At 43.2% G+C, this 19,706-nt stretch carries 21 protein-coding genes and 1 pseudogene; 4 read left to right on the top strand and 18 right to left on the bottom strand.

Features of this window, described 5'->3' with window-relative positions; translation table 11 throughout:
• Positions 1–28 precede the first annotated feature (28 nt).
• The 13 genes from MKZ10_RS06115 to MKZ10_RS06055 all read right to left on the bottom strand — a co-directional run bounded on the left by MKZ10_RS06115 (position 29) and on the right by MKZ10_RS06055 (position 11,026).
• Positions 29–859 (bottom strand): flagellin, encoded by an 831-nt coding sequence (locus MKZ10_RS06115; protein WP_342508828.1) that lies wholly within the window; start codon positions 857–859, stop codon positions 29–31.
• Between the two features lie 157 nt (positions 860–1,016).
• Positions 1,017–1,238, bottom strand: a complete 222-nt coding sequence (csrA, locus tag MKZ10_RS06110; RefSeq protein ID WP_342508827.1) for a carbon storage regulator CsrA — start codon at positions 1,236–1,238, stop codon at positions 1,017–1,019.
• 1 nt (position 1,239) lies between these two features.
• Positions 1,240–1,686 (bottom strand): flagellar assembly protein FliW, encoded by a 447-nt coding sequence (locus MKZ10_RS06105; protein WP_342508825.1) that lies wholly within the window; start codon positions 1,684–1,686, stop codon positions 1,240–1,242.
• Positions 1,687–1,848: 162 nt separating this feature from the next.
• Entirely contained in the window at positions 1,849–2,403 is a 555-nt protein-coding gene (locus MKZ10_RS06100) for a DUF6470 family protein (protein ID WP_342508824.1), read from the bottom strand.
• Between the two features lie 68 nt (positions 2,404–2,471).
• Positions 2,472–3,359, bottom strand: a complete 888-nt coding sequence (flgL, locus tag MKZ10_RS06095) for a flagellar hook-associated protein FlgL (protein WP_342508823.1) — start codon at positions 3,357–3,359, stop codon at positions 2,472–2,474.
• A 40-nt stretch (positions 3,360–3,399) separates the two neighbouring features.
• Positions 3,400–4,968 carry a flagellar hook-associated protein FlgK gene (gene flgK, locus MKZ10_RS06090; protein ID WP_342508822.1) on the bottom strand — a complete coding sequence of 523 codons (1,569 nt, stop codon included), beginning with the start codon at positions 4,966–4,968 and terminating at the stop codon, positions 3,400–3,402.
• An 11-nt stretch (positions 4,969–4,979) separates the two neighbouring features.
• Positions 4,980–5,477 carry a flagellar protein FlgN gene (locus MKZ10_RS06085; RefSeq protein WP_342508820.1) on the bottom strand — a complete coding sequence of 166 codons (498 nt, stop codon included), beginning with the start codon at positions 5,475–5,477 and terminating at the stop codon, positions 4,980–4,982.
• 25 nt (positions 5,478–5,502) lie between these two features.
• A complete protein-coding gene (gene flgM, locus MKZ10_RS06080; protein ID WP_342508818.1) occupies positions 5,503–5,766 on the bottom strand; it encodes a flagellar biosynthesis anti-sigma factor FlgM in 264 nt (87 codons plus the stop codon).
• A gap of 147 nt (positions 5,767–5,913) precedes the next feature.
• A complete protein-coding gene (locus tag MKZ10_RS06075; RefSeq protein ID WP_342508816.1) occupies positions 5,914–6,342 on the bottom strand; it encodes a TIGR03826 family flagellar region protein in 429 nt (142 codons plus the stop codon).
• Between the two features lie 26 nt (positions 6,343–6,368).
• On the bottom strand, positions 6,369–6,971 hold the full coding sequence (locus MKZ10_RS06070) for a phosphoribosyltransferase family protein (protein WP_342508814.1): 603 nt from the start codon (positions 6,969–6,971) through the stop codon (positions 6,369–6,371).
• Positions 6,968–8,077 (bottom strand): DEAD/DEAH box helicase family protein, encoded by a 1,110-nt coding sequence (locus MKZ10_RS06065; RefSeq protein WP_342508813.1) that lies wholly within the window; start codon positions 8,075–8,077, stop codon positions 6,968–6,970. Before MKZ10_RS06065 ends, MKZ10_RS06070 begins: the two co-directional genes overlap by 4 nt.
• A 308-nt stretch (positions 8,078–8,385) precedes the next feature.
• Entirely contained in the window at positions 8,386–9,231 is an 846-nt protein-coding gene (locus MKZ10_RS06060) for a DegV family protein (protein ID WP_342508810.1), read from the bottom strand.
• A 559-nt stretch (positions 9,232–9,790) separates the two neighbouring features.
• On the bottom strand, positions 9,791–11,026 hold the full coding sequence (locus tag MKZ10_RS06055; protein ID WP_342508808.1) for an HDOD domain-containing protein: 1,236 nt from the start codon (positions 11,024–11,026) through the stop codon (positions 9,791–9,793).
• A 144-nt stretch (positions 11,027–11,170) separates the two neighbouring features.
• On the opposite strand from MKZ10_RS06055, the gene MKZ10_RS06050 reads away from it, so the two are divergent.
• Complete coding sequence (locus tag MKZ10_RS06050) at positions 11,171–11,947, top strand: enoyl-CoA hydratase-related protein (protein ID WP_342508807.1); 777 nt, start codon at positions 11,171–11,173, stop codon at positions 11,945–11,947.
• 86 nt (positions 11,948–12,033) lie between these two features.
• Here MKZ10_RS06050 and MKZ10_RS06045 read toward each other — a convergent pair whose 3' ends face one another.
• The 4 genes from MKZ10_RS06045 to MKZ10_RS06030 all read right to left on the bottom strand — a co-directional run bounded on the left by MKZ10_RS06045 (position 12,034) and on the right by MKZ10_RS06030 (position 15,814).
• A complete protein-coding gene (locus tag MKZ10_RS06045; RefSeq protein WP_342508806.1) occupies positions 12,034–12,318 on the bottom strand; it encodes a late competence development ComFB family protein in 285 nt (94 codons plus the stop codon).
• A gap of 240 nt (positions 12,319–12,558) precedes the next feature.
• The gene (locus tag MKZ10_RS06040; protein ID WP_342508805.1) at positions 12,559–13,143 is read right to left on the bottom strand and encodes a hypothetical protein; all 585 of its coding nucleotides are present in this window, start codon (positions 13,141–13,143) and stop codon (positions 12,559–12,561) included.
• A complete protein-coding gene (locus MKZ10_RS06035) occupies positions 13,140–13,685 on the bottom strand; it encodes a GNAT family protein (RefSeq protein ID WP_342508804.1) in 546 nt (181 codons plus the stop codon). Before MKZ10_RS06035 ends, MKZ10_RS06040 begins: the two co-directional genes overlap by 4 nt.
• A gap of 152 nt (positions 13,686–13,837) precedes the next feature.
• A complete protein-coding gene (locus MKZ10_RS06030) occupies positions 13,838–15,814 on the bottom strand; it encodes a S9 family peptidase (protein WP_342510046.1) in 1,977 nt (658 codons plus the stop codon).
• Positions 15,815–15,973: 159 nt separating this feature from the next.
• Between MKZ10_RS06030 and MKZ10_RS06025 the strand changes: the two genes are divergently transcribed.
• Complete coding sequence (locus tag MKZ10_RS06025; RefSeq protein ID WP_342508801.1) at positions 15,974–17,128, top strand: hypothetical protein; 1,155 nt, start codon at positions 15,974–15,976, stop codon at positions 17,126–17,128.
• A gap of 109 nt (positions 17,129–17,237) precedes the next feature.
• Here the strand turns inward: MKZ10_RS06025 and MKZ10_RS06020 are convergent, their stop codons facing one another.
• Entirely contained in the window at positions 17,238–18,344 is a 1,107-nt protein-coding gene (locus MKZ10_RS06020) for a citrate synthase/methylcitrate synthase (RefSeq protein ID WP_342508799.1), read from the bottom strand.
• Positions 18,345–18,450: 106 nt separating this feature from the next.
• On the opposite strand from MKZ10_RS06020, the gene MKZ10_RS06015 reads away from it, so the two are divergent.
• Together MKZ10_RS06015 and MKZ10_RS06010 are read left to right on the top strand one after the other, a co-directional pair.
• On the top strand, positions 18,451–19,332 hold the full coding sequence (locus MKZ10_RS06015) for a LysR family transcriptional regulator (RefSeq protein WP_342508797.1): 882 nt from the start codon (positions 18,451–18,453) through the stop codon (positions 19,330–19,332).
• Between the two features lie 35 nt (positions 19,333–19,367).
• Positions 19,368–19,649: pseudogene (locus MKZ10_RS06010) on the top strand (nucleotidyltransferase domain-containing protein); the annotation flags it as partial.
• Positions 19,650–19,706 lie beyond the last annotated feature (57 nt).

Raw genomic sequence — 19,706 nt, 5'->3', positions numbered from 1 at the left:
TTCGCGGACCGTGTTTTTGTTTTTACTATTAACGAAGAAGTTGTAAAACGCCTTGTGGCTGCTGATTTGCTTGAGCCAACATTGCTTGTGCTGCTTGAGTAAGGATGTTGTTCTTCGTGAACTCCATCATTTCTTTCGCCATATCAACGTCACGGATACGTGATTCTGCAGCCGTTAGGTTTTCTGTAGAAGCTCCAAGGTTGTTGATTGTGTGCTCAAGACGGTTTTGAACTGCCCCTAGGTTTGAACGAATTTCAGATACTGTATTGATAGCTTCCTGAACTATAGTTAGATTAGCTGTTGCTCCTGCATTACCACTAACCAATGTTTGTAAACCATTTAGTCCTAAACCGTTAACTGAAGCACTCTTAAGATCGAGTTTAATAGTTTCTCCTTCATTAGCTCCAACTTGGAACGTAAGTGTAGGAGTAGCAGTAGCAGCGCCCGAAGATAGAAGCTCTTTTGTGTTAAATTTAGTTTGTGATGCAATATCGCCAATTTGTTCTGTTAATTGTGTAATTTCAGCTTGAATTTTATCGTTATCCTCTGCTGTGAGTGTTTCGTTACCTGCTTTTGTATACAACTCAGCCATACGTTGTAGCATTGCGTGTGTTTCGTTCAATGCACCTTCAGCTGTTTGTATAAGTGAAATTCCGTCTTGTGCGTTTGTAGAAGCTTGCTCCATACCGCGGATTTGGTTACGCATTTTTTCAGAAATTGCAAGACCTGCTGCGTCGTCTCCTGCACGGTTGATTTTAAGACCTGAAGATAGTTTCTCCAAGTTTTTAGAAGCTGAATTGTTGTTCGTAGTTAACTGACGGTGTGTGTTAAGTGCTGCGATGTTGTGATTAATTCTCATGTTTAATTTCCTCCTTGAGTGTATGTGGTTCACATCCATGTGAACCTAATTTTTGGTTGTTGCTCGCGGAGTAAAGTGCCGGCCGAACGCCTTACTGCCGCTTACAATAGTTATATCGGATGGGACGTGTAAGTGTTTAGCTTTTCTTTAAAAGTTTTTATTTTTTCTTTGTTAGTTGTGAAAATAATGAGCTATCAAGTGCTGTTGCCTCTGTATTCGTTTCAGAAATAGAGAGCACCAACTCCCCTCGTAGGATATCAACAGATTTCGGTGCATCAACACCGATACGTATGGTATCCCCTTTTACTTCAAGTATACGAATTTCGATGTCGTCACCGATTTTGATGGTTTCGTTCACTTTTCTTGAAAGTACAAGCATGTTAGTTGCCCCCTTTTTCGGCCGTTAGTGTACCGATTGGATGACGTAATGAGTATTTGTTGTCGTTCAAGATCATTTGTCTTGCCTTTTTTGTAATTGATTGGAAAATAAGTGGTGCTTGTAAGTTGATGGTTGATGATTCGAATGGATCTTTGAGTGAGATGACGCTGAGTATAAAGACGTCTTGTTCACTTTCGATGCTTAGTAGATTAACGGTTGGTTCATCGACGTCAAAGCTATAATCATCGACTAGCGTGTATGGGTTCGCGACGATAAATGCTGTAGTTGGTGTTTGAGTAGATTGTAAGACTTGGAATATGCCATTCCCTTCAATTGGTAGTAGCGTGAATTGATTTTCGTTCTCGAAGCCTGGCAATCCTTTTGGAAGGTTCCATATTTGGTCAGGTTGGATGGTGAGTTCGCCGTGAAATTTTGTTTGGATTTGCATATAGGTCACTCCTCATTTTATTGTTCTTATTGTTAGAATAGCATTGTTTTAGTAATAACAAAAGACCGGCGGGTGGCCGGTCTAACTATGCGGGAACTAGGCACTGCTACAATTCGCGGAAGGACGCGAATGGTTTCAGTGACCTAGCACCCACGAGTGTGTTCACCATTTGACGTCAATCTGAATAGATGGATATTGCTCCATGACACCTGTCACTTTCCCCGGTGTGTACTGGTGGAAGGGTTTATTGATTTGTACATCGTTGATGGCTTTTTGCGGTGTGAATCTTATATCGGTCGTCCCTGGTTGAATGGACATTTGGATACCAGACTTGTTACCGATGAATCTGATTCCAAGTTGCGCTGGAGGTGGTGTGCCATTTCGTTTACTTAGTTCGGCAAATATGTTGCCTCCATTTTCGATGCGCAGCATTTCTTGTCCTTCTTGCGCTCGTCTTCCAATACCTTCCATTGCACCTTGTCTACCCAGTTGAACGTATTCTTCTGAACGTCTAAAGACACTTTTCAAGTCGATTTCAGCACGCGCTTCGGTTGTATCAACGGACAGTTGCGATCTCGTTGTTGAGATTTCTAAAATTGCAGCAGGTTGTTGTTGGTTCAGCGTTGCTTTTGGCTGCTCGATTTCCTGGATTGGTTTTGTTGTTTGTAGGCTGAGTATGCCTGGTGTTGTTTGAATTTGGAGTTGTGGAATACTCATAATTGTCACCTTCTAAAGAAAGCGATTGGATACTCTCCAAACGCTTTCCGATTTTTTATATGGTTATTTTAACGTAAGAAGTCTACTAATGATGGCTGAATGATACGTGCACCTACAGATAACGCTGCACGATGAATCGCTTCTTCCGTAAGCATATCGGTAATCACTTTTTCATAGTCGATATCTTCATTTTCACTCATTTGTTTTTTAGCGGAGCCCTCTTGGGAACTAAGACGATTCTCCATCATATCAGATCGGTTTTGACGGGCGCCGATGTCAGCACGCGATGTCAACACGACATCTAATTGTGTTTGTATTTCAGTTAACTCTGTATTAAACGTACTTTGGTCAGCAGTTGGGGCAACTAACCTATTAAACATATCATTTATACCCGAAAATATACTATTGCCGTTCGTATTCACTTTTAACGTCACGCCGTCAAATACTTCGATTTCAATGTCTTTTCCAACACCCGTAGCACCCGTATCTGGTAAAAAGGTAGGTGGAGTCGTCGATTTATCGTACAATGGTTTATCAGTATTTGTACCACTAAAAAGATACTTATCTCCCACTTTGGAATTTGCCATATCTAGAATTTGTTCTTGAAGTTGTTTAAGCTCACTTTGAATTTTCTCACGATCACTATCTGTCAAAGAACCTGTTGCTGCTCTATTTACTAGTTCATTTGCCCGTTGCAATGCTGAGCCCACTTTGTCCAACGCATCATCCGAACTATCCAACCAGTTATTTACTTCTCCCAAATTGTCTTGGTATTGCTCAATTTTGTCGACCTGCATACGGTATGCCATACCTTTCATGGCAACGACCGGGTTATCAGATGGGCGATTGACTTTTTTCCCCGTTGTAATTTGCTCTTGCAGTTTACCCATTTTATTATAGCTATTGGAAAGATTCCGCAGCATATTATTTGAAAGCATTGATTGTGTAACGCGCATTTAATTTCCTCCTCTATCCATATCCCTAAAATGAAGATGATTATCTTCCAACGACACCCATACCATTGATAATTTTATCTAGTGTTTCATCGACAACGGTAATCATACGTGCTGATGCGTTGTAGGCTTGTTGGAAACGAATCATATCTGTCATTTCCTCATCAAGCGACACAGAGCTGATGGATGCACGACGGTGTTCAACTGCGCCTAGTAGTGTAGCGGTATTAAAGGCAAGTCGTTCCGCCTGTTGCCCATCCACACCTAGTTTACCGATTAAACCTTGGAAGAAACTTTGCACAGTCGCGCCGTCTAAGCCCGTATTACCTGCTCCTAGAAAATTTGTGAACTGCATATTGGATAACGCTAAAGCGTTTTTACCGTTTCCGACTTCACCTGCACCCAGAGCTGCATCAGCGGCAGCTAGTTTGCTAGGGTCATCTAGTAAGTCCTGATTGACATAAATATTCCCTGCGTTAATATTTCCAGGTGGAGTTGTCGTTCCTTTTTCTACAAAAAAGGCCTCACCCAAGGTACCATTTGCGTCATATCCACCCTCATGAATTGCATTAAATTCCTGCGCAAACACTTCTGCCATACGATTTAACTCTCTAATCATATCGGGATAAAGGCCTTTTCCTTCAGGGGATCCATCAGCATAGCCAAATGAATCGACAAGTGATTTCATCTTCCCAGAGTTCACCATTTCACTAACAATCAATGGGCCTCCAGTTGCTGTTCCTACTGTAGAAAAAGTAAACCCTGTTACAGGACCATCTGGATTTCCTTCTGCGTCCGGTAGTGTAACAGACATCGTTGAGTAGTCTTTACCATCCACAACCGTAATCGTACTTGGCGTACCATTCGATTTAATTTTTATTGTCACTGAGCCTTCCGCAATTGCGAGTGCACGTCCACCTGATTTTGTGTAGGACGTTTCAATCGGGACAATTGCCGATAATTCATCAATAAGCGCATCTCTTGCATCATATAAATCATTTGGTAAATAACCGTTTGGCTCTACTTTTGTAATTTGCTCGTTAATTTCCGCTATTTGTTGCAAAATAGAATTGACATCTTTTGTCGTAATTCCAATTTCTTTTCCTAAATTCGTTTGGATGTCTGTTAGAGATTTGTGCATATAGTTGAAAGAATCCGCTACAGCTACCCCGCGTTGCACTGCTACTGCGCGCGCGCCACTGTTTTCTGGATTTGTCGATAATGTTTGCAACGATGCCCAAAACTCACTCAACGATTTTTGCAATCCGTATTGTGACGGCTCGTTCAAAACATCCTCCATCTGAGAAATAGCTTTAGAAGTCGTATCCCAATACCCAAGCTTAGTAGATTCCTGCCTATACTGATGATCGACAAACGAATCCCGTATCCGCTGAATCGAACCAGCCTGAACACCCGTTCCAAGGAAGCCGGGCATTGTGCCGGAGTTTAAACCGATTCCAGGATACCCCGCTGTTGCTTCCATATTGACACGCTGGCGTGAGTAGCCGAGTGTGTTGGCATTACTGATGTTGTGTCCTGTTGTGTAGAGTGCGGATTGCTGTGTGAACAGACCGCGTTTACTTGTTTCTAATCCCATAAATGATGAACGCATGGTGTTCCTCCTTAAGCTTGTGAGTCAAAAGAGACTTGCTCTTTCGATGCTTTTTTTCCACTAATTTCGGTTTTTGAGTAGTTGGTCGATTCTGGGCGTGGTCGGGCCATATCCAGCGACAGATTCACGAACTGAAGTGACTGGTAGGTCAGCTTCTGGTTCAAGTCATTTTGCCATTTCAAGTCATGAATCGCGTGCAGGAGACGGTCCCTCGCCTCCACAAGGCTTTGCTTGTCCGCTTCTGGTATTACGTCGAGCAAATCAGCGACAGTTGGATTCGCCGGCACTGATCGTCCTTGATCAGTTAAATATTGTGCGACATCCCTTTGCCGTAGACCTTCCATTTGCATGATGCCTGCCAAATGAGATTGCTCATCTTTTAGCAATTGGTCGAGTCCTTCCATGTCCCCGCCTTTGATGGCTGCTGTCTTGTCGTATGCAATCCGTAATAGACTTCTATGCAGTTTTTCCAGATTGTCGAGTGACGTCAAGATGGTTGTAATGGACATTTTTTTGACCTGCTTTCATTCTTTTTTACGCTTTGTAGTAGTTCGCTAAGTTCGAAGCGAGCTGGTCAGCATCTATTTTGTATGTGCCTGATTCGATTTTCGCCTTTAGTTGCTCAACACGCTCATTACGTTGGACGGTAACTGGTGAAACTTCGGACAGCTGTTTTGCTTCTGATGAAATTTCAAGTTTATCTGATTGCATCTTCGCTTTTTGAGCTAGCTGCTCTGTTTTCGCTTGGTTTGCTTTGTATGGATTGATAGCAGGAATATTCATTTTCGAGATTTTCATATACTCTCGCTCCTTTCGTTGTTGTTTCGCTTATGCTTTTTGTAATAGCCTATTCTTTATTTCGGCATAAGTTCGTGAAGGTTTAGGGTCTTTCGTATGAAATATGGAAAATCGGGGGCGCCAACCCACCCCCCCACAAGATTTAGCTTATGATCGTCTACGCCCACGATCTCGATCTGAAAGATATGTTATTTTGTCATTTTCTACGATTGCTTCCCTGAATTCTTTTACTGCCTCAAACCGGTTCAATTCGTTTTGAATATCCTCCGTACAGCTTGCACACAGCTTCCCTTTGTTTGTCAGCTTGCCACATTTATCGCATGGATAGCCTAGATTCGGGAACATGGCGGGCTGTAATCGACCTTTTCGTACCCATTTGTAGAGTAATGATTCGGAAACGCCTGTTTCTTCAATAATTCGTTCTACTGTTGCCGAACGGTTTTCACGTTTTCTAAGGAAGCGATAGACCTCCTCATACAACTTTTCTTCGTTCATGGCGCATTTCGCGCAAACTTCGCGTATTCCTGTATAGTTGAAAAATTCACCACATGATGGGCAATCTCGTAGTTCTGCCATTTTTTCCATCTCCTCTATCATTATGATTAAGCGCGAATAAGTGTTAACGCTTCCACTCGCGTTGCACCCGCTTGCTTTAAAACAGTAGCCGCATGACGGAGTGTCGTACCCGTCGTATAAATATCGTCTACTAGTATGTATGTGCTCGGTCGAATAATCGTTTCCTCTTTTATTGAAAATAAAGGTTTCATCGCTTGACGCTGTGCTTTCGTTTTTTCTCCCATTGCTTCCAGATTGATCTTGTCGAGTACATGCGTATATGGAATGCGTGCACTTTTCAGCAGTTCATCGACCTGGGCGAAGGTTCGCTGAATCTTTTTTTCAGGATGCATCGGAATTGGGACGATAATTGCGCTTGTTGATAGATGGTTGCGTAATTCATGCGCAAAGACGTCTGCCAATCGAATGTCTTGCAGAAATTTAAATTGGTGCAAATAGTCAAGCATTGCTTCGTTATAGCTATATAGCGTTGTAATATGGTCGAGCACGTCACACTTATCCTTATTATCGGCACGTTGGAACTTTTTTGAACAATCCTGGCAAATATTTGATTGTTTACGCAATCCAAGTAGTGCTTGCCATGACGGTGTCGAGGCGATGGATTGTGCACAAAGGAGGCATTCATTCATAGATTTTTGCCTCCTTTGTTGAGCTGAATGATATCATTCTTCGCCGCGTCCATAGCGTACGTAATACCGTGATGGAAGAGCACAAAATCTCCTGTTGGACACTGCGCTGAACGCCCGACACGACCGCCAATTTGAATGAGTGCACCTTTGTTGAAAATCTGCTGTTCCGCCCCAACGATGGCGACTTGGACGTTTGGAATAGTAATACCGCGTTCTAAAATGGTCGTTGTGAGGAGGCCAGGAATTTCTTTATTGCGTAGCGCTTGCACATGCTCTTTTCGATCAGGATGCGCAGCATGTACAGCGTGAATGCGTGTATCGAGTTGTTTGAATAAAGGTTCGGCCTGTTCCATGAGTGCGATATGATGGAAGAAGATAAGGAACGGCTGTTGTTGTTCAAGTCGTTCTAACGTCCAGGCGATGAGTTTTTTTGGTAGCTTATTCTTTTGAATATACTTGCTGTAATTCCATAGGGCGTCGTAGCGCGGCACAGGTAATGGATGTCCGTGGTAGCGACGATTAATGGTAGAGATTTGACCGGTCTTTTTCATTTCCGCTAGCAGTTTGTCCGATGGTGTAGCTGTGACAAAATGGACAGGCGCATTGGGTTTTGCCGCTTTCCGAACTGCTTTACGTAAGGTTTCATCTGCGGTATAAGGGAATGCATCGGCTTCGTCGACAAAGATGGCGTCGAATGCGTGACGGAAGCGATAGAGCTGGTGCGTCGTGGCAAGTATGAGCTGCGGGGCTACTGTTGTCGATTTTGCCCCTCCGTATAGTGCGTCGATAGCCGTTTGTGGGAATGCTGCACGCAGTCGCGGCTCAAGTTCCAGAATGACATCGACACGTGGAGCTGCGATGCAAACGCGTTTCCCTTCTATTAGTAGTCTATGAATGGGTTCAAACAGAATTTCTGTTTTCCCTGATCCACAAACGGCATGAATGAGGTGCGGAATGCCTTTGCTAGTGCTCACAGTGAGTTCATCGGATGCTTGCTTTTGTCGTGGGGTGAGTGTGCCTTGCCAGGCGAGCGAGTGTATTGTTGGATAGGCTGTCGGCTCCCCGTCCCAAACGATTAGCTCGGTGCAGGAAGAAACACGTCCCATTTTGAGGCAATGTCGGCAATAGGTGCAGGGACCTTGGCATTTTGCGCAATCAAAGGTTGTAAAGCGTGATGGGTTGTCGTTTTCACAGCGGTTACAGAAATGACAGAAGCGTTTGGTGAATGTCTTGGTGGATGTGATGCCTGGGATAATTCGGATATAACCGGATGCAATATGAGCATCTATTATGGCAGATTGGAATGGGGTGTGCAGTCGCAGCCAAATACGGCCGGTCAGAAAATCCCTGACTGCCGGGTTGAATGTATCCGTCAACTGCAACACCTCCATTTGATTCTATAGGATGTCTCCCTTTATGCTTGTCGTTTCACCCAACCGAGTCCCATTGCCCCTTCACCGAGATGAGTACCGATGACTGGTCCAAAGTGGCTGATGGTGAATTGGACGCTTGGCAATTGCTCTGTTAATTGAGCAAGCCATGCTTCGGCTTCTTCAGGTTGGTTACCGTGGATGATGACTGCTTCCAATGGCATGTGGACCGCGTCTTCCGCTAATAAATCTGCGATACGCTTCATCGCTTTTTTACGTGTCCGAACCTTTTCAAAGGGGACAATCACTTTTTCGTGGAAATGAAGTAGTGGTTTAACCTGGAGTAATCCACCGATGAGCGCCTGTGCACTAGATAGTCTGCCGCCTCGCTGGAGATGTGTGAGATCATCTACCATGAAATAAGCGCGCAATGTTTGTTTCATCGCCGCGAGTTCTGCCAGGATAGCATCTGGCGTTGCACCTTGTTGTGCCAATTGCGCCGCGCGGAGTACGTAAAATCCTTGTGGATAACATGAAATTTCCGAATCGAATGTGTGGACTGTTATGCCCTCCACCATTCCGCCTGCTTGTCCCGCGCCTGCGTATGTGCCGCTAATTCCACTCGATAAATGGATGGAAATGACCGCGTCATGTGTTTCTTTTAATGATTCATAGAGTTCGACAAATTTACCAATGGGCGGTTGGGATGTCTTCGGTAATGGACCGTCTCCACGTACTTTATCGTAAAAGTCGGTTGTCGTTAGGTCGATTTCCTCCTCATATGCTTCGCCGTTTAGCGTTACAGTAAGGGGAATCATATGGATATCTAATTCTTTTAGTAGATGTGCTGGTAAATAAGCCGTGCTATCAGTCACAATTGCTGTTTTCAATGCTATATCAACTCCTGCCTTCTATTCTACCTAAAATGAAGAGAAATGGGAATTGTGAAGTTTTTGGGAACAGCGCGGGGGGGGGGAACTGGGCTACCTCAGGGAAACTCGGCTACCTTTTGTCGAAACTGAGCTACCTATTCCCGGAACTCGACAACGAATTTGGGGAACTGGGCTACCTCGGGAAACTGGGCTACCTTTTGTCGATACTGAGCTACCTTTTCCCGGAACTCGACTACGAATTTGGGGAACTGGGCTACCTCAGGGAAACTCGGCTACCTTTTGTCGATACTGAGCTACCTATTCCCGGAACTCGACTACGAATTTTGGGAACTGGGCTACCTCCGGGAAACTGGGCTACCTTTCAGCAGAACTGAGCTACCTATTCCAAAAACTCGGCTACGAATTTGGGGAACTGGGCTACCCCGGGGAAACTGGGCTACCTTTCAGCAGAACTGAGCTACCTATTCCAAAAACTCGACTACGAATCAGCAGAACTGAGCTACCCTAGCAATATACAAACCGCCCATCCCGGTATTGCAGGATGAGCGGTTATTTGTCAGTCAATATTTTGTATCCAACGATGTGCTTCTAAAGAATAGGCGCTAAGCTGGGCTTTGTCGATGTCGATTTTTTCGGCGAGTTGTTCCAAACTTACCCAGTCGAAGCGTTCGATTGCTTCAGCCAGTTTGAGCGATTGTGTGATTTCGGTTTGTTCGCCTTTCAAAGTACGTGCGACTATATCAGATAAAGGAATAAGTTCTAAAATATCATCCCAATCACGTTTCGTGATGACATTGATGAGTGAAAACATCCCGGCCAGGAAATACTCTTCTGCATTTTTCTTTCCTTCATGCTCGGCTAGAAGCTCGCACATTTTCGCTCGCGTTAATGAATAATCGACAAGTGCTTTAATACGTCCTTTTCCTAACCCCTCACCCATTTCACGTAGCGCGAGGACGAGCATCCATTTTTTCGTTTCCTGCATGCCGATGATCATGATGGCTTGTTTAATAGAACTAATGCGTTTTGGCACTTCGAATACAAGTGTGTTCATAAGTCGTAGCAATTTGTAAGAAAGCGATATATCACGCATGATGAGGTCAGCCACTATATCGATATTGGGTGATTTCCTATTAAATTGCTCGATAATTTGGAAATGAAGACTAACATTTGTTGGAATTTCTATCCCTGTAATAATTTCGGGTTCAGCAAAAAAATAGCCTTGAAATAGTTTGTAGCCTGCTTCTTCAGCTTGTTTAAATTGCTGTTCCGTTTCAATCTTTTCCGCTAGAAAGACGATGTCGGGATATTTCTTTATAAAGGTTTCAATTTCTAACCGTTCGACCAGCGTAGTGTTTATAAAGTCGACCTTAACGAAGTCTATAATTTCGAATAATTCCTTATGTACCATATACTGGTTTTGCAGGATAAAGTCATCTAAGGCTAATTTAAATCCTTCTGTTTTCAATAATTTCATTTTAGTGAGAAGGGATGGTGTAATTTCGACATCCTCTAAAATTTCAATGACGACCTTATCAGGTCGCAAACCCGTAAAAATATCTTTTGCGAGCAGTTCCCCTGAGAAATTGATAAACGCCATACTTTCACCTGCAACATTTTCTATTCCTATCGAAAGAAACGTGTTGACAAGTAGTCCAATCGTTGCTTTGTCTGAATCAATTCCCGGAAAGAAATTATCTTTACTATTTCTATACAGCAACTCGTAGGCAAAGAGTTCACCATCTCGATTTAAAATTGGCTGTCTACCTACAAATATATCTAGTTTTTCCACTTATTCCACCTCACTTTCAGTAGTATATCAAATAAATACCAGTTTACAACTATTAACACTAGAACAAACTTTTTAGGATGCATTCAGTCTTGTTAAATGGTATGTTTTAGTTACACGCAACTTTTATTTAGGGAGGTTTTATTAATGGAAACCATTCACTATAAACAAACAGGCAATACTGCTTTTATTACGCTAAACCGATCGGGAGCTATGAATGCGTTCAACTACGATATGCTCGTCGAATTGGGACAGATTACGGAATCTATTCGCATTAATCCCGATATTCGCGTTGTGATTTTTACAGGGGCTGGGGATCGGGCATTTAGTGTAGGGGCTGATTTAAAGGAGCGTAAAACGCTAACAGATTGGCAAGTGAAACGTAATATTTACAAAATCGGTGATGTTTTTACGGCGATTGAAAACTTGCCACAACCGACGATTGCAATGATGAATGGCTATGCTTTTGGTGGTGGAATGGAGTTGGCATTAGCATGTGATTTTCGAATTGCGGCTGACACTGCGCTAATGGGGCTTACGGAAACTGGATTAGCGATCATTCCAGGAGCTGGCGGAACACAGCGGTTGCCACGGTTGATCGGCGAAGCGAGGGCACTTGAATTGATTTTAACCGCTCGAAAATTGACGGCTGTGGAAGCACTTGCCTATGGTGTCGTGACAAAAACGGTATCAACAGAAGACTTACTTCAAGAAACAACGGCATTTGCCGATTCAATGCTTGCCAATGGACCGATTGCTTTACAGCAAGCAAAGTTCGCGATCAAACACGGCATGAATGTCGATTTGCAAACAGGTCTAGCCATCGAACGTAAAGCATATGAAATGACAATTCCAACAGAAGACCGAATTGAAGCTCTAACGGCATTTTCTGAGAAACGGAAACCGGTATTTAAGGGAAAATGAGTAATAGGGACTATCCGAAAGTCAAATGACAAGTCGGTAGTCCCTTTTTTATTTGTAAGGTGAAGGCTTATTCAGTCGTACTATCATTATTTGGAGACTTGGTCCTGACAACGGGGACTTTGTGAGACAATTCCAGCAGCTTTCGTCACAATTAGCATGATATTGGTAACCCCTTGCCGATCCGCGGTATACGGCGCTCGCACATATGGGCGATGCTCCAACTGAACGATATAACGTGGTGACAAATTATTAAGCGCTATCGCCCTTATATCGTCCAAACAACGGTCGCAACCGCAGGTCAGTTGTAAATCCTCCTTATGTTTAACGAGCACTTCACATACAATTTCCTCCATAATATTATGTATAGCCATCGTTCTACCTCCCAAGATCTTACTTAGTAGTCTGAAAGATTTCCTATGTTATCCATTATACTCTTGTATTTACTTTTTTCATACAAAAATAAAGGAGAAGAAGACATTGATGCCCTTTCTCCTATGCCTTCATCCAACACAATTTAAATAGTGTGGTTTGTAAAGTCAGCGAATCCTATTGTTAGCGCTTTTATTTTTCGCGCAAAAGCGAGCCATCCCTCTCACAAGGAATGGCTCGCCTTATTTCTGCTCCACTTTCTCTACCAATTCATCTTTCATCGCAACATATCTTCCACTATCGGCGGTAACCCGTATGTCATAAAACTTCTTTACCAGCACATTTTCTTGTTGTGAGTCAATGTCAACAAGCCGTCTTTTTCCAAAACGTCTGTCGAATAAAGAGATTGCTCGCACGAAAGGGTGCTTATGTGCAATTGCTTCCTCGAACGGTATGTGAATATAATCGAAGAGGAGACGTTTTATTTCCCATCCTGGGAACATTCCTTGGTTCTGCACTTCAACTTCTGCATCATCATATGCGGCGTGCAGTTGCCTCAACTCTTCTGATTCTAGTATTGCCTGCAAATCACTCATGGCAATGGGAGACAATGCCTTTTCCTTTGTCAGTTCCTCCCCACGTATAGTTGCTGCCCTATTATATGGGATATCAGAAGCCCGAAATATCTCTATACCATCAAGAGTTACCCTAAAACTGCCTGTCTGATCATGGCTTTTCCGATGGACAACCACCTGGTAATGTACCCGGCCTTTCAATGAGTCACATAGTAAATCTTCCGCCAGTACCTTCACTTTCGACCATCTCATTTCGCCCTTTGCGCCTCCCACTCCTCACGCAAAATCCCCATCCGAATCGAGTCATAGTACGTGTCGTTCCAAAAACGAACTTTGCGTAAGCGTGCTTCCATCGTCATACCTAGCTTCTCGCCAACTTTAATCATCCGCGCATTTCCAGACCACGTTGTGTAGCCGACACGGACTAAAGGCATTTCATCAAATAAATGATTAGTCCACATCGCGAGAGCCTTTGTTCCATAGCCGCCGCTCCAATATGTCGGCTCATAAATAACGATGCCCATTTCTAGCCAAAGTGACGGCTGATGTTCCCAATAATAACTAACCATGCCGATTAATTCTCCATCGACTTCGATACCCCAATAATCATCTCGGCCAACCATTTTATCCTTCCGTTCTAAAAACTTGTCGTACCGCATTGACCGATGTTCATAATAAGGCGCGTCCCACTTTTTCCACTCGGGATTTTCTTCTTTGAAACTTAATTCCCACAGACGGGGTAAATCTTGTTCTGTAATCTGGCGTATCGTGACGCCTTCATTTATATAAGTCAATCCAGTTCCTCCAATTCAAATCAAATACGTCTCGGCGTATTTGTGCCTAGATTTTTATCGAGCTTGCTCGATAAATCCCTTTAAAAATCTATGGCATCAGCCGAAGGCTTTTAATTTTATTCAGCCGGGGTTTAAACCCGGACTGAATAAAATTATAGATATTTCGCAAACCAACCCGTCATTTCATTAAGCCTTGCCACACGTAAATTCGGTGTACCCGTACGCGATAAGTTATGGTCCGCATCTGGGAAACGCACAAATTCTGTTTCTTTGCCCATGCTTTTCAATGTCATATACAGTTGCTCCGCCTGTTCAATTGGGCAGCGAAAATCTTTTTCTGAGTGTAAGATTAACAGAGGTGTTTCAATGTTCTTCGCATATTTCAACGGTGAATGCTTCCATAGCTTGTCGACATCCGTCATATCCGCTCCAATTTGCCAATCGCTGAAATAATAACCGATATCAGACACACCAAAGAAACTGATCCAATTGGAGATTGAACGCTGTGTAACCGCTGCTTTAAAACGATTCGTATGACCCACAATCCAGTTCGTCATGAAGCCGCCATAGCTACCGCCTGTAACACCAAGACGTTCCGTGTCAATCCAATTATTTTCTGCAATGACATAGTCTAGTCCTGCCATAATATCCTCATAATCCCCGCCACCATAATCGCCGCGTACCGCATCTACAAATTCCTGACTATAGCTATGGCTACCGCGTGGATTGACATATAGTACACCATATCCTTGCGCTGCCAATAGCTGCAATTCATGGAAATAAGTATTGGCGTACATCGCATGTGGTCCCCCGTGGATTTCAACAATTAGCGGGTATTTCTTGCCCTCTTCATAGCCCGCCGGTTTCATCAGCCACCCATGGACATCCCAATTTGTTGCTCCTGTATAGGAAATCGCTTCTGGCTCAACAAGTTCAACTTCCTCTACATACGTTGCGTTGAATGAAGTGAACGCTTCCCTTTCGCCCGTTGCGATCATTTGCTTATACAGCTCACCTGGGTTAACGGCATTGCTGGCTGCGACCAAAGCAAATTCACCATCTATAGAAATGTCATAGCCATAGACGTGTTCATTATCTGGTGATGCCGGATATACCTCCCCTTCCAGCGTCGCAAAATACAGTTGTACATCGCCCATTGTCGACAATTGAAAATACAAGTGGTTGCCTTGCGTCCAAACTACTGCCGGCGCATTTCCTCCTTGCTGATGATCCGCGACTGAATAATCCCCAACCGGTGCATCAATGCTTTCCGTCACATTTACAAGCGTTCTCTCTTGCATATCATAGACATACACATCGCCATGTGTTGCATTTTGGTATGTACGATCTGAGCCAACAAACGCAATGTAATGATCGTCATTTGAAAACTGCGCGCCACCGTAATAACCTTCTTCTTCAATTAGAACTGTCTCTTCTTTCGTCTCAATATCAACGATGAATAACGGCTGACGGAATTCATAATCTAAATTATCTTGTCGATTGACACCGATAATTAATTTCTTGCCATCATGTGATATCGCTTGTAAACTATGCTGGTAATTGCCTGCTGTGAACTGTGTCACATCACCCGTTTCAATGTCGACCACGCCAATTTGCCTAAACGTATCTTGCGGCAACAGGCCTGCGCCATCCATCTGATACTTCATCGTTGTTACACGGTAGGGCTCTGGTTTTTTCTTCTCTTCCTTTTCCTCTTTATCCGTAAAGGTCTGGCCTTCTTTGACGACAGCGTTCATCCAGATTTGATTGCCGCATGGCGACCAGAGGAAACTTGAAACACCTTTTTCAAACGATGTCAGTTTCTTTGCTTCTCCGCCCCTTGCCGACAAGATGAACACTTGACTTTTGTCTTCACGATCCGATAAAAAGGCGATTTTCTTGCCATCTGCTGACCATCTCGGTGAAGACAAAGTTCCTTTGCCATGCGTCCACTGCGTCACCTCATTCGTTACCAAATCCACGTGGAATAAATTCGATACATATTGATTGTCCTCTTCCTCAATATGCGTGCGCACAAATATCGCTTCCTTACCATTCGGCGCCAGCTGCGGATCCGTCACAGACTGTAATGTGAATAAATCATCTACTGCTACTTTACGTTTTTCCATCATCTATTCCCCCTTACGCTTTTCCTGTCTACTTACTTCGACACTCGTAGGAATTTTCCTTTTTTCATATGACAACCCCTCGTGGCCATTTCCACATGAATTATCTGGTATGCTTATAATTCAAATGTCATTTATTTCATTACGGAAAGGATGTAAAAAATGATAAAACGGTATCCGATCGTACTCCTGATTTGTAGCATTCTTCTTTTATCGGCCTGCCAAGAGGAGACAATAAAACAGCCGCTGGAACAGGATATTCCTACTGAAGTAGAAGAGAAGCAAGAGGTTGTGCAAGAAACGACACCTATTGAAAAAATAAAAGAAAATGCTCTTTATTCGTGGGAAGTACAGGATGCTGCACGTACTGCGCGGCTTTACCTCGTATCAGATGACGGTACAACGACAGAGAATGGTAAGCAATATAACGGCAATCTAGCGTTCTACTTAGTCGAAGGCACTCACGGAATTTTGCAGGAGCATCTTGCCTCAGGCCTCGAAGCCGCCAGCATTGATCTAGACAAATCGCCATTCAAAATATATACATTCGGGGATCAAACAATGATGACATGGATTGCATCTGATGAAGCAGCTGGCAATACAGTTACGATGTGGATCTATACGGGTGAGGAAATGCAGCAAGTCACTTTTGAGGGAGAACCTCAACTTTTAATTACAAGTGATCAAGTAAAATTCATCGAAGATCATTATTTACAAGCATATCTTTATAATGATGGAAGCGATGAAAGCAAAGGCATCGGCTGGTTTTATACGACTTGGCAGTGGGATGCAACTACGCATGATTTTACTACCTATGATATGAGGCAGTATGTACAGGATGATATGTACGGTTGGGAGTCTGGTGAATACTTCACGCAATTATGGGATGAACATGAAGCCGAATATATCTCATTCCCTCATATCACCTTGACCGATGAGTTTGCAGAGGTCGTTAAGAAAGGAATGCTTCTTAATAATTCCATTCACTTGGGCGATTCCATTGATAGAGTACTGGAAGAATTCCCGGATTATCTTCATCACGATTACTATGAGGGTGGAAATTATTATGCTTACCCCGGCGGTAGTAGCTATTTTTACGATGAAGCAACACGTGAAATCACTTATATTACGCTAGATGGCACCTTGATTATCAACGACCTCTCCTCACTTATCACTATTTTAGGTGAGCCTGTAGAAAGCGGAAAGGATGAAATGGCTGATACAAATTATATGATATTTCACATTGGCGATTCTCGCTTGAAGGTGGATGGTAATGAATCTGGCCAAGTCCATGAATTTTGGTTAACTACACACTAAGTATAAGAAACTCCGGCTGCGTCTTCTAACGAAGATTTTGCCGGAGTTTTTCTTAGATATATTGATTCGCAAGCGAAATTTTGAAGACCTTAAGATCAGTATGAGGTTGTCATTGCTGGCTATTTTCAATCAACCTATTCTCCCCTACATACACGGACTGCGGACGAAAAATGGTGTTGTCACTCAACTGCTCCATTGCATGTGCCGTCCAACCAACAACTCTTGCTGCACTAAATGTCGGCGTGAATAATTCTGGTGGCATATTGATTGAGCGCATAATGGCAGCGGCATAATATTCGACATTGGTGTACAGTTTTCGTCCCGGCTTGTACGTCTCTAGCAAAGCGATAATTTCCTTTTCGGCCTCAGTCGCCAAGTCTAACCAATTGTCTTTTCCTGACATACTGACGCATTTATCTCTCAATAGTATTGACCTTGGATCTTCCGTTTTATAAATGCGGTGGCCGAATCCCATAATTCGTTCACCATCCTTCATTTTCTTTTCAATCACTGAACGGATATTTTCGGGTGTTTTGATTTCTTCCAATAATTCAATGACAGCCGAGGGTGCGCCACCGTGTAACGGGCCTTTCATCGTGCCAATGGCTGATGTGACAGCTGAAGTGATATCCGATTCAGTTGAAATTGTGACACGCGCGGCAAAAGTCGAAGCGTTCAAACCATGCTCCATTGTCAATTTCAAATAGGTTTCGAGTGCCTCGATTTGTACTTCATTCGGAGGAACGCCTGTCAGCATCCATAAATAATTGGCCGTGTGTGATAAAGTTGAATTTGCTTCCACGATCGGTTTCCCCTGCTGATTTCGGTAATGACGAGCGATGATTACTGGAAGAGCTGCCGTCAAAATAATGGCCTGATCCTCAACTGTTTCTTCGTTAAAGTTTGCGTGTGCATACGCAGAAATAGCCGTCCGCATGGCATCCATCAAGGACACCTCATGAGGGAATGCATCGATGATTGCGGTGATATGTTGAGGTAGTTCCCTTCCTACTAGCAATTTTTCATTCATGAGTCTTTGTTCCATTTCCACCGAAAAATGTCCACGCCACATGAAGTAAGCTATTTCCTCAAATGAATAAGACGATACGAGATCACCTACTAAAACGCCCCGATAGCGCAATTCTCCCTTCTCTCCATCGACAGATGCAATTTTCGTATTAACAGCTACAACATCTTTCAACCCTTTTTGAAACATCACGATTCCTCCTTCTTTTCTTTAGTATAAGGGCGAGGTATGATTATATAAATTGAATGTTTTTCATCGAAATGATTACTATTATTAATTAAGAAGGAGAGACCTAATGGATTATCAATGGCTAAAAACGTTCGTTATCGCCGCTGAAACATTAAATTTCCGCAAAGCTTCAGAGAAATTGATGTTGTCCCAACCAAGTGTGACTGTCCATATCCGACTACTCGAGGAACAACTGGGGACGAAACTGTTTGACCGTGTCAACAACCGTGTCACTTTGACGGATGCTGGTAGAGTTTTTTATCCTGAGGCTATACGGCTCACCAACGATGTCGATGCAAGCGTCAATCGAATGCAGGCGTTTTCGCAACGCTATCGCCGGAACTGGACGATTGCCATTTCACCCTTAATGGCTGAGACGATTTTACCTTATTTTTTGCGGACATTCATCGAGCGTCATAAAGACATCGAAATTTCCATCCGTATTGAAGAATCGGAAACGATTGAATATCTAGTTGATAACGGCGATGTCCATCTTGGCATCTCCGCGCTGGATGCCAAATTAAAAAACATAGAATCCATCCGTATTTATGAGGATCCCATTTTATTCATCACACCAACCGATAAGTATGACGAAGAAAGTGGTCCGCCTATTGATATACTAGATGTACTTCGGAAGAATTATTTATTCACACACCATCATCCCGTCTTTTGGGACGACTTGCTGTTCACCCTCAACAAGCACATCTCAGGTATCCGAACGATGAAAGTGACACAAGCGCACATCGCCAAACGATTCATTCAGGAAGGGCTCGGTGTCTCGTTCCTGCCCCACTCCATCGTACGGCGTGAATTAATTGAAGGAAGACTGATGCAACCACATTTTGATTTATTCGATTTGCCAGCCGTTTCTACGTATATTATCGTGAAAAAGAAAGGTGAACTTGAGGAAGAGTTTATTCATCAGATTGCCAACTATTATTTTGGCTAATGTTATACTAAAAAGACTAGTAAAGGAGTGATTTTTTGCACAATAAAATCTTCCAACAGGTTCGTGAGTTTATCACTGAAAAATTAGATCCCGCTTTTATCATCATTTTTGGCTCGTATGCAAAAGGTACGACTCATAGCGAAAGCGATATTGATGTAGCTTTCTATCGTGAAGACCAATTATTTTCTTCCTATGAGTTATTCATGTTTGCACAGCAATTAGCAGACATCATTGGCATTGAAGTTGACTTGATTGATTTAAAAGAAGCATCCACTGTTTTTGCAGCACAAATATTTTCGACCGGCGAAGTGATTTATTCCCAAAACGACAACTTACGAATGGAATTGCATATGCGCACATACAGCATGTACGCA

Origin of the sequence: Sporosarcina sp. FSL K6-2383, assembly GCF_038618305.1 — a bacterium.
Lineage (GTDB): Bacteria > Bacillota > Bacilli > Bacillales_A > Planococcaceae > Sporosarcina.
Note: the sequence above shows the minus strand (reverse complement) of the source record. Positions and strands in the feature narration are given on the sequence as shown.

Bases quoted from the DNA above. Each gene is read 5' to 3' on its own strand.
- MKZ10_RS06030 (WP_342510046.1), bottom strand. From the start codon at position 15,814: ATGGAAAAACGTAAAGTAGCAGTAGATGATTTATTCACATTACAGTCT.
- MKZ10_RS06085 (WP_342508820.1), bottom strand. From the start codon at position 5,477: ATGTCCATTACAACCATCTTGACGTCACTCGACAATCTGGAAAAACTG.
- MKZ10_RS06065 (WP_342508813.1), bottom strand. From the start codon at position 8,077: ATGGGACGTGTTTCTTCCTGCACCGAGCTAATCGTTTGGGACGGGGAG.
- flgL (WP_342508823.1), bottom strand. From the start codon at position 3,359: ATGCGCGTTACACAATCAATGCTTTCAAATAATATGCTGCGGAATCTT.
- MKZ10_RS06025 (WP_342508801.1), top strand. From the start codon at position 15,974: ATGATAAAACGGTATCCGATCGTACTCCTGATTTGTAGCATTCTTCTT.
- MKZ10_RS06050 (WP_342508807.1), top strand. From the start codon at position 11,171: ATGGAAACCATTCACTATAAACAAACAGGCAATACTGCTTTTATTACG.
- MKZ10_RS06040 (WP_342508805.1), bottom strand. From the start codon at position 13,143: ATGAGATGGTCGAAAGTGAAGGTACTGGCGGAAGATTTACTATGTGAC.
- MKZ10_RS06045 (WP_342508806.1), bottom strand. From the start codon at position 12,318: ATGGCTATACATAATATTATGGAGGAAATTGTATGTGAAGTGCTCGTT.
- flgK (WP_342508822.1), bottom strand. From the start codon at position 4,968: ATGCGTTCATCATTTATGGGATTAGAAACAAGTAAACGCGGTCTGTTC.
- flgM (WP_342508818.1), bottom strand. From the start codon at position 5,766: ATGAAAATCTCGAAAATGAATATTCCTGCTATCAATCCATACAAAGCA.
- MKZ10_RS06115 (WP_342508828.1), bottom strand. From the start codon at position 859: ATGAGAATTAATCACAACATCGCAGCACTTAACACACACCGTCAGTTA.
- MKZ10_RS06100 (WP_342508824.1), bottom strand. From the start codon at position 2,403: ATGAGTATTCCACAACTCCAAATTCAAACAACACCAGGCATACTCAGC.
- MKZ10_RS06105 (WP_342508825.1), bottom strand. From the start codon at position 1,686: ATGCAAATCCAAACAAAATTTCACGGCGAACTCACCATCCAACCTGAC.
- MKZ10_RS06075 (WP_342508816.1), bottom strand. From the start codon at position 6,342: ATGGCAGAACTACGAGATTGCCCATCATGTGGTGAATTTTTCAACTAT.
- MKZ10_RS06020 (WP_342508799.1), bottom strand. From the start codon at position 18,344: ATGTTTCAAAAAGGGTTGAAAGATGTTGTAGCTGTTAATACGAAAATT.
- csrA (WP_342508827.1), bottom strand. From the start codon at position 1,238: ATGCTTGTACTTTCAAGAAAAGTGAACGAAACCATCAAAATCGGTGAC.
- MKZ10_RS06015 (WP_342508797.1), top strand. From the start codon at position 18,451: ATGGATTATCAATGGCTAAAAACGTTCGTTATCGCCGCTGAAACATTA.
- MKZ10_RS06070 (WP_342508814.1), bottom strand. From the start codon at position 6,971: ATGAATGAATGCCTCCTTTGTGCACAATCCATCGCCTCGACACCGTCA.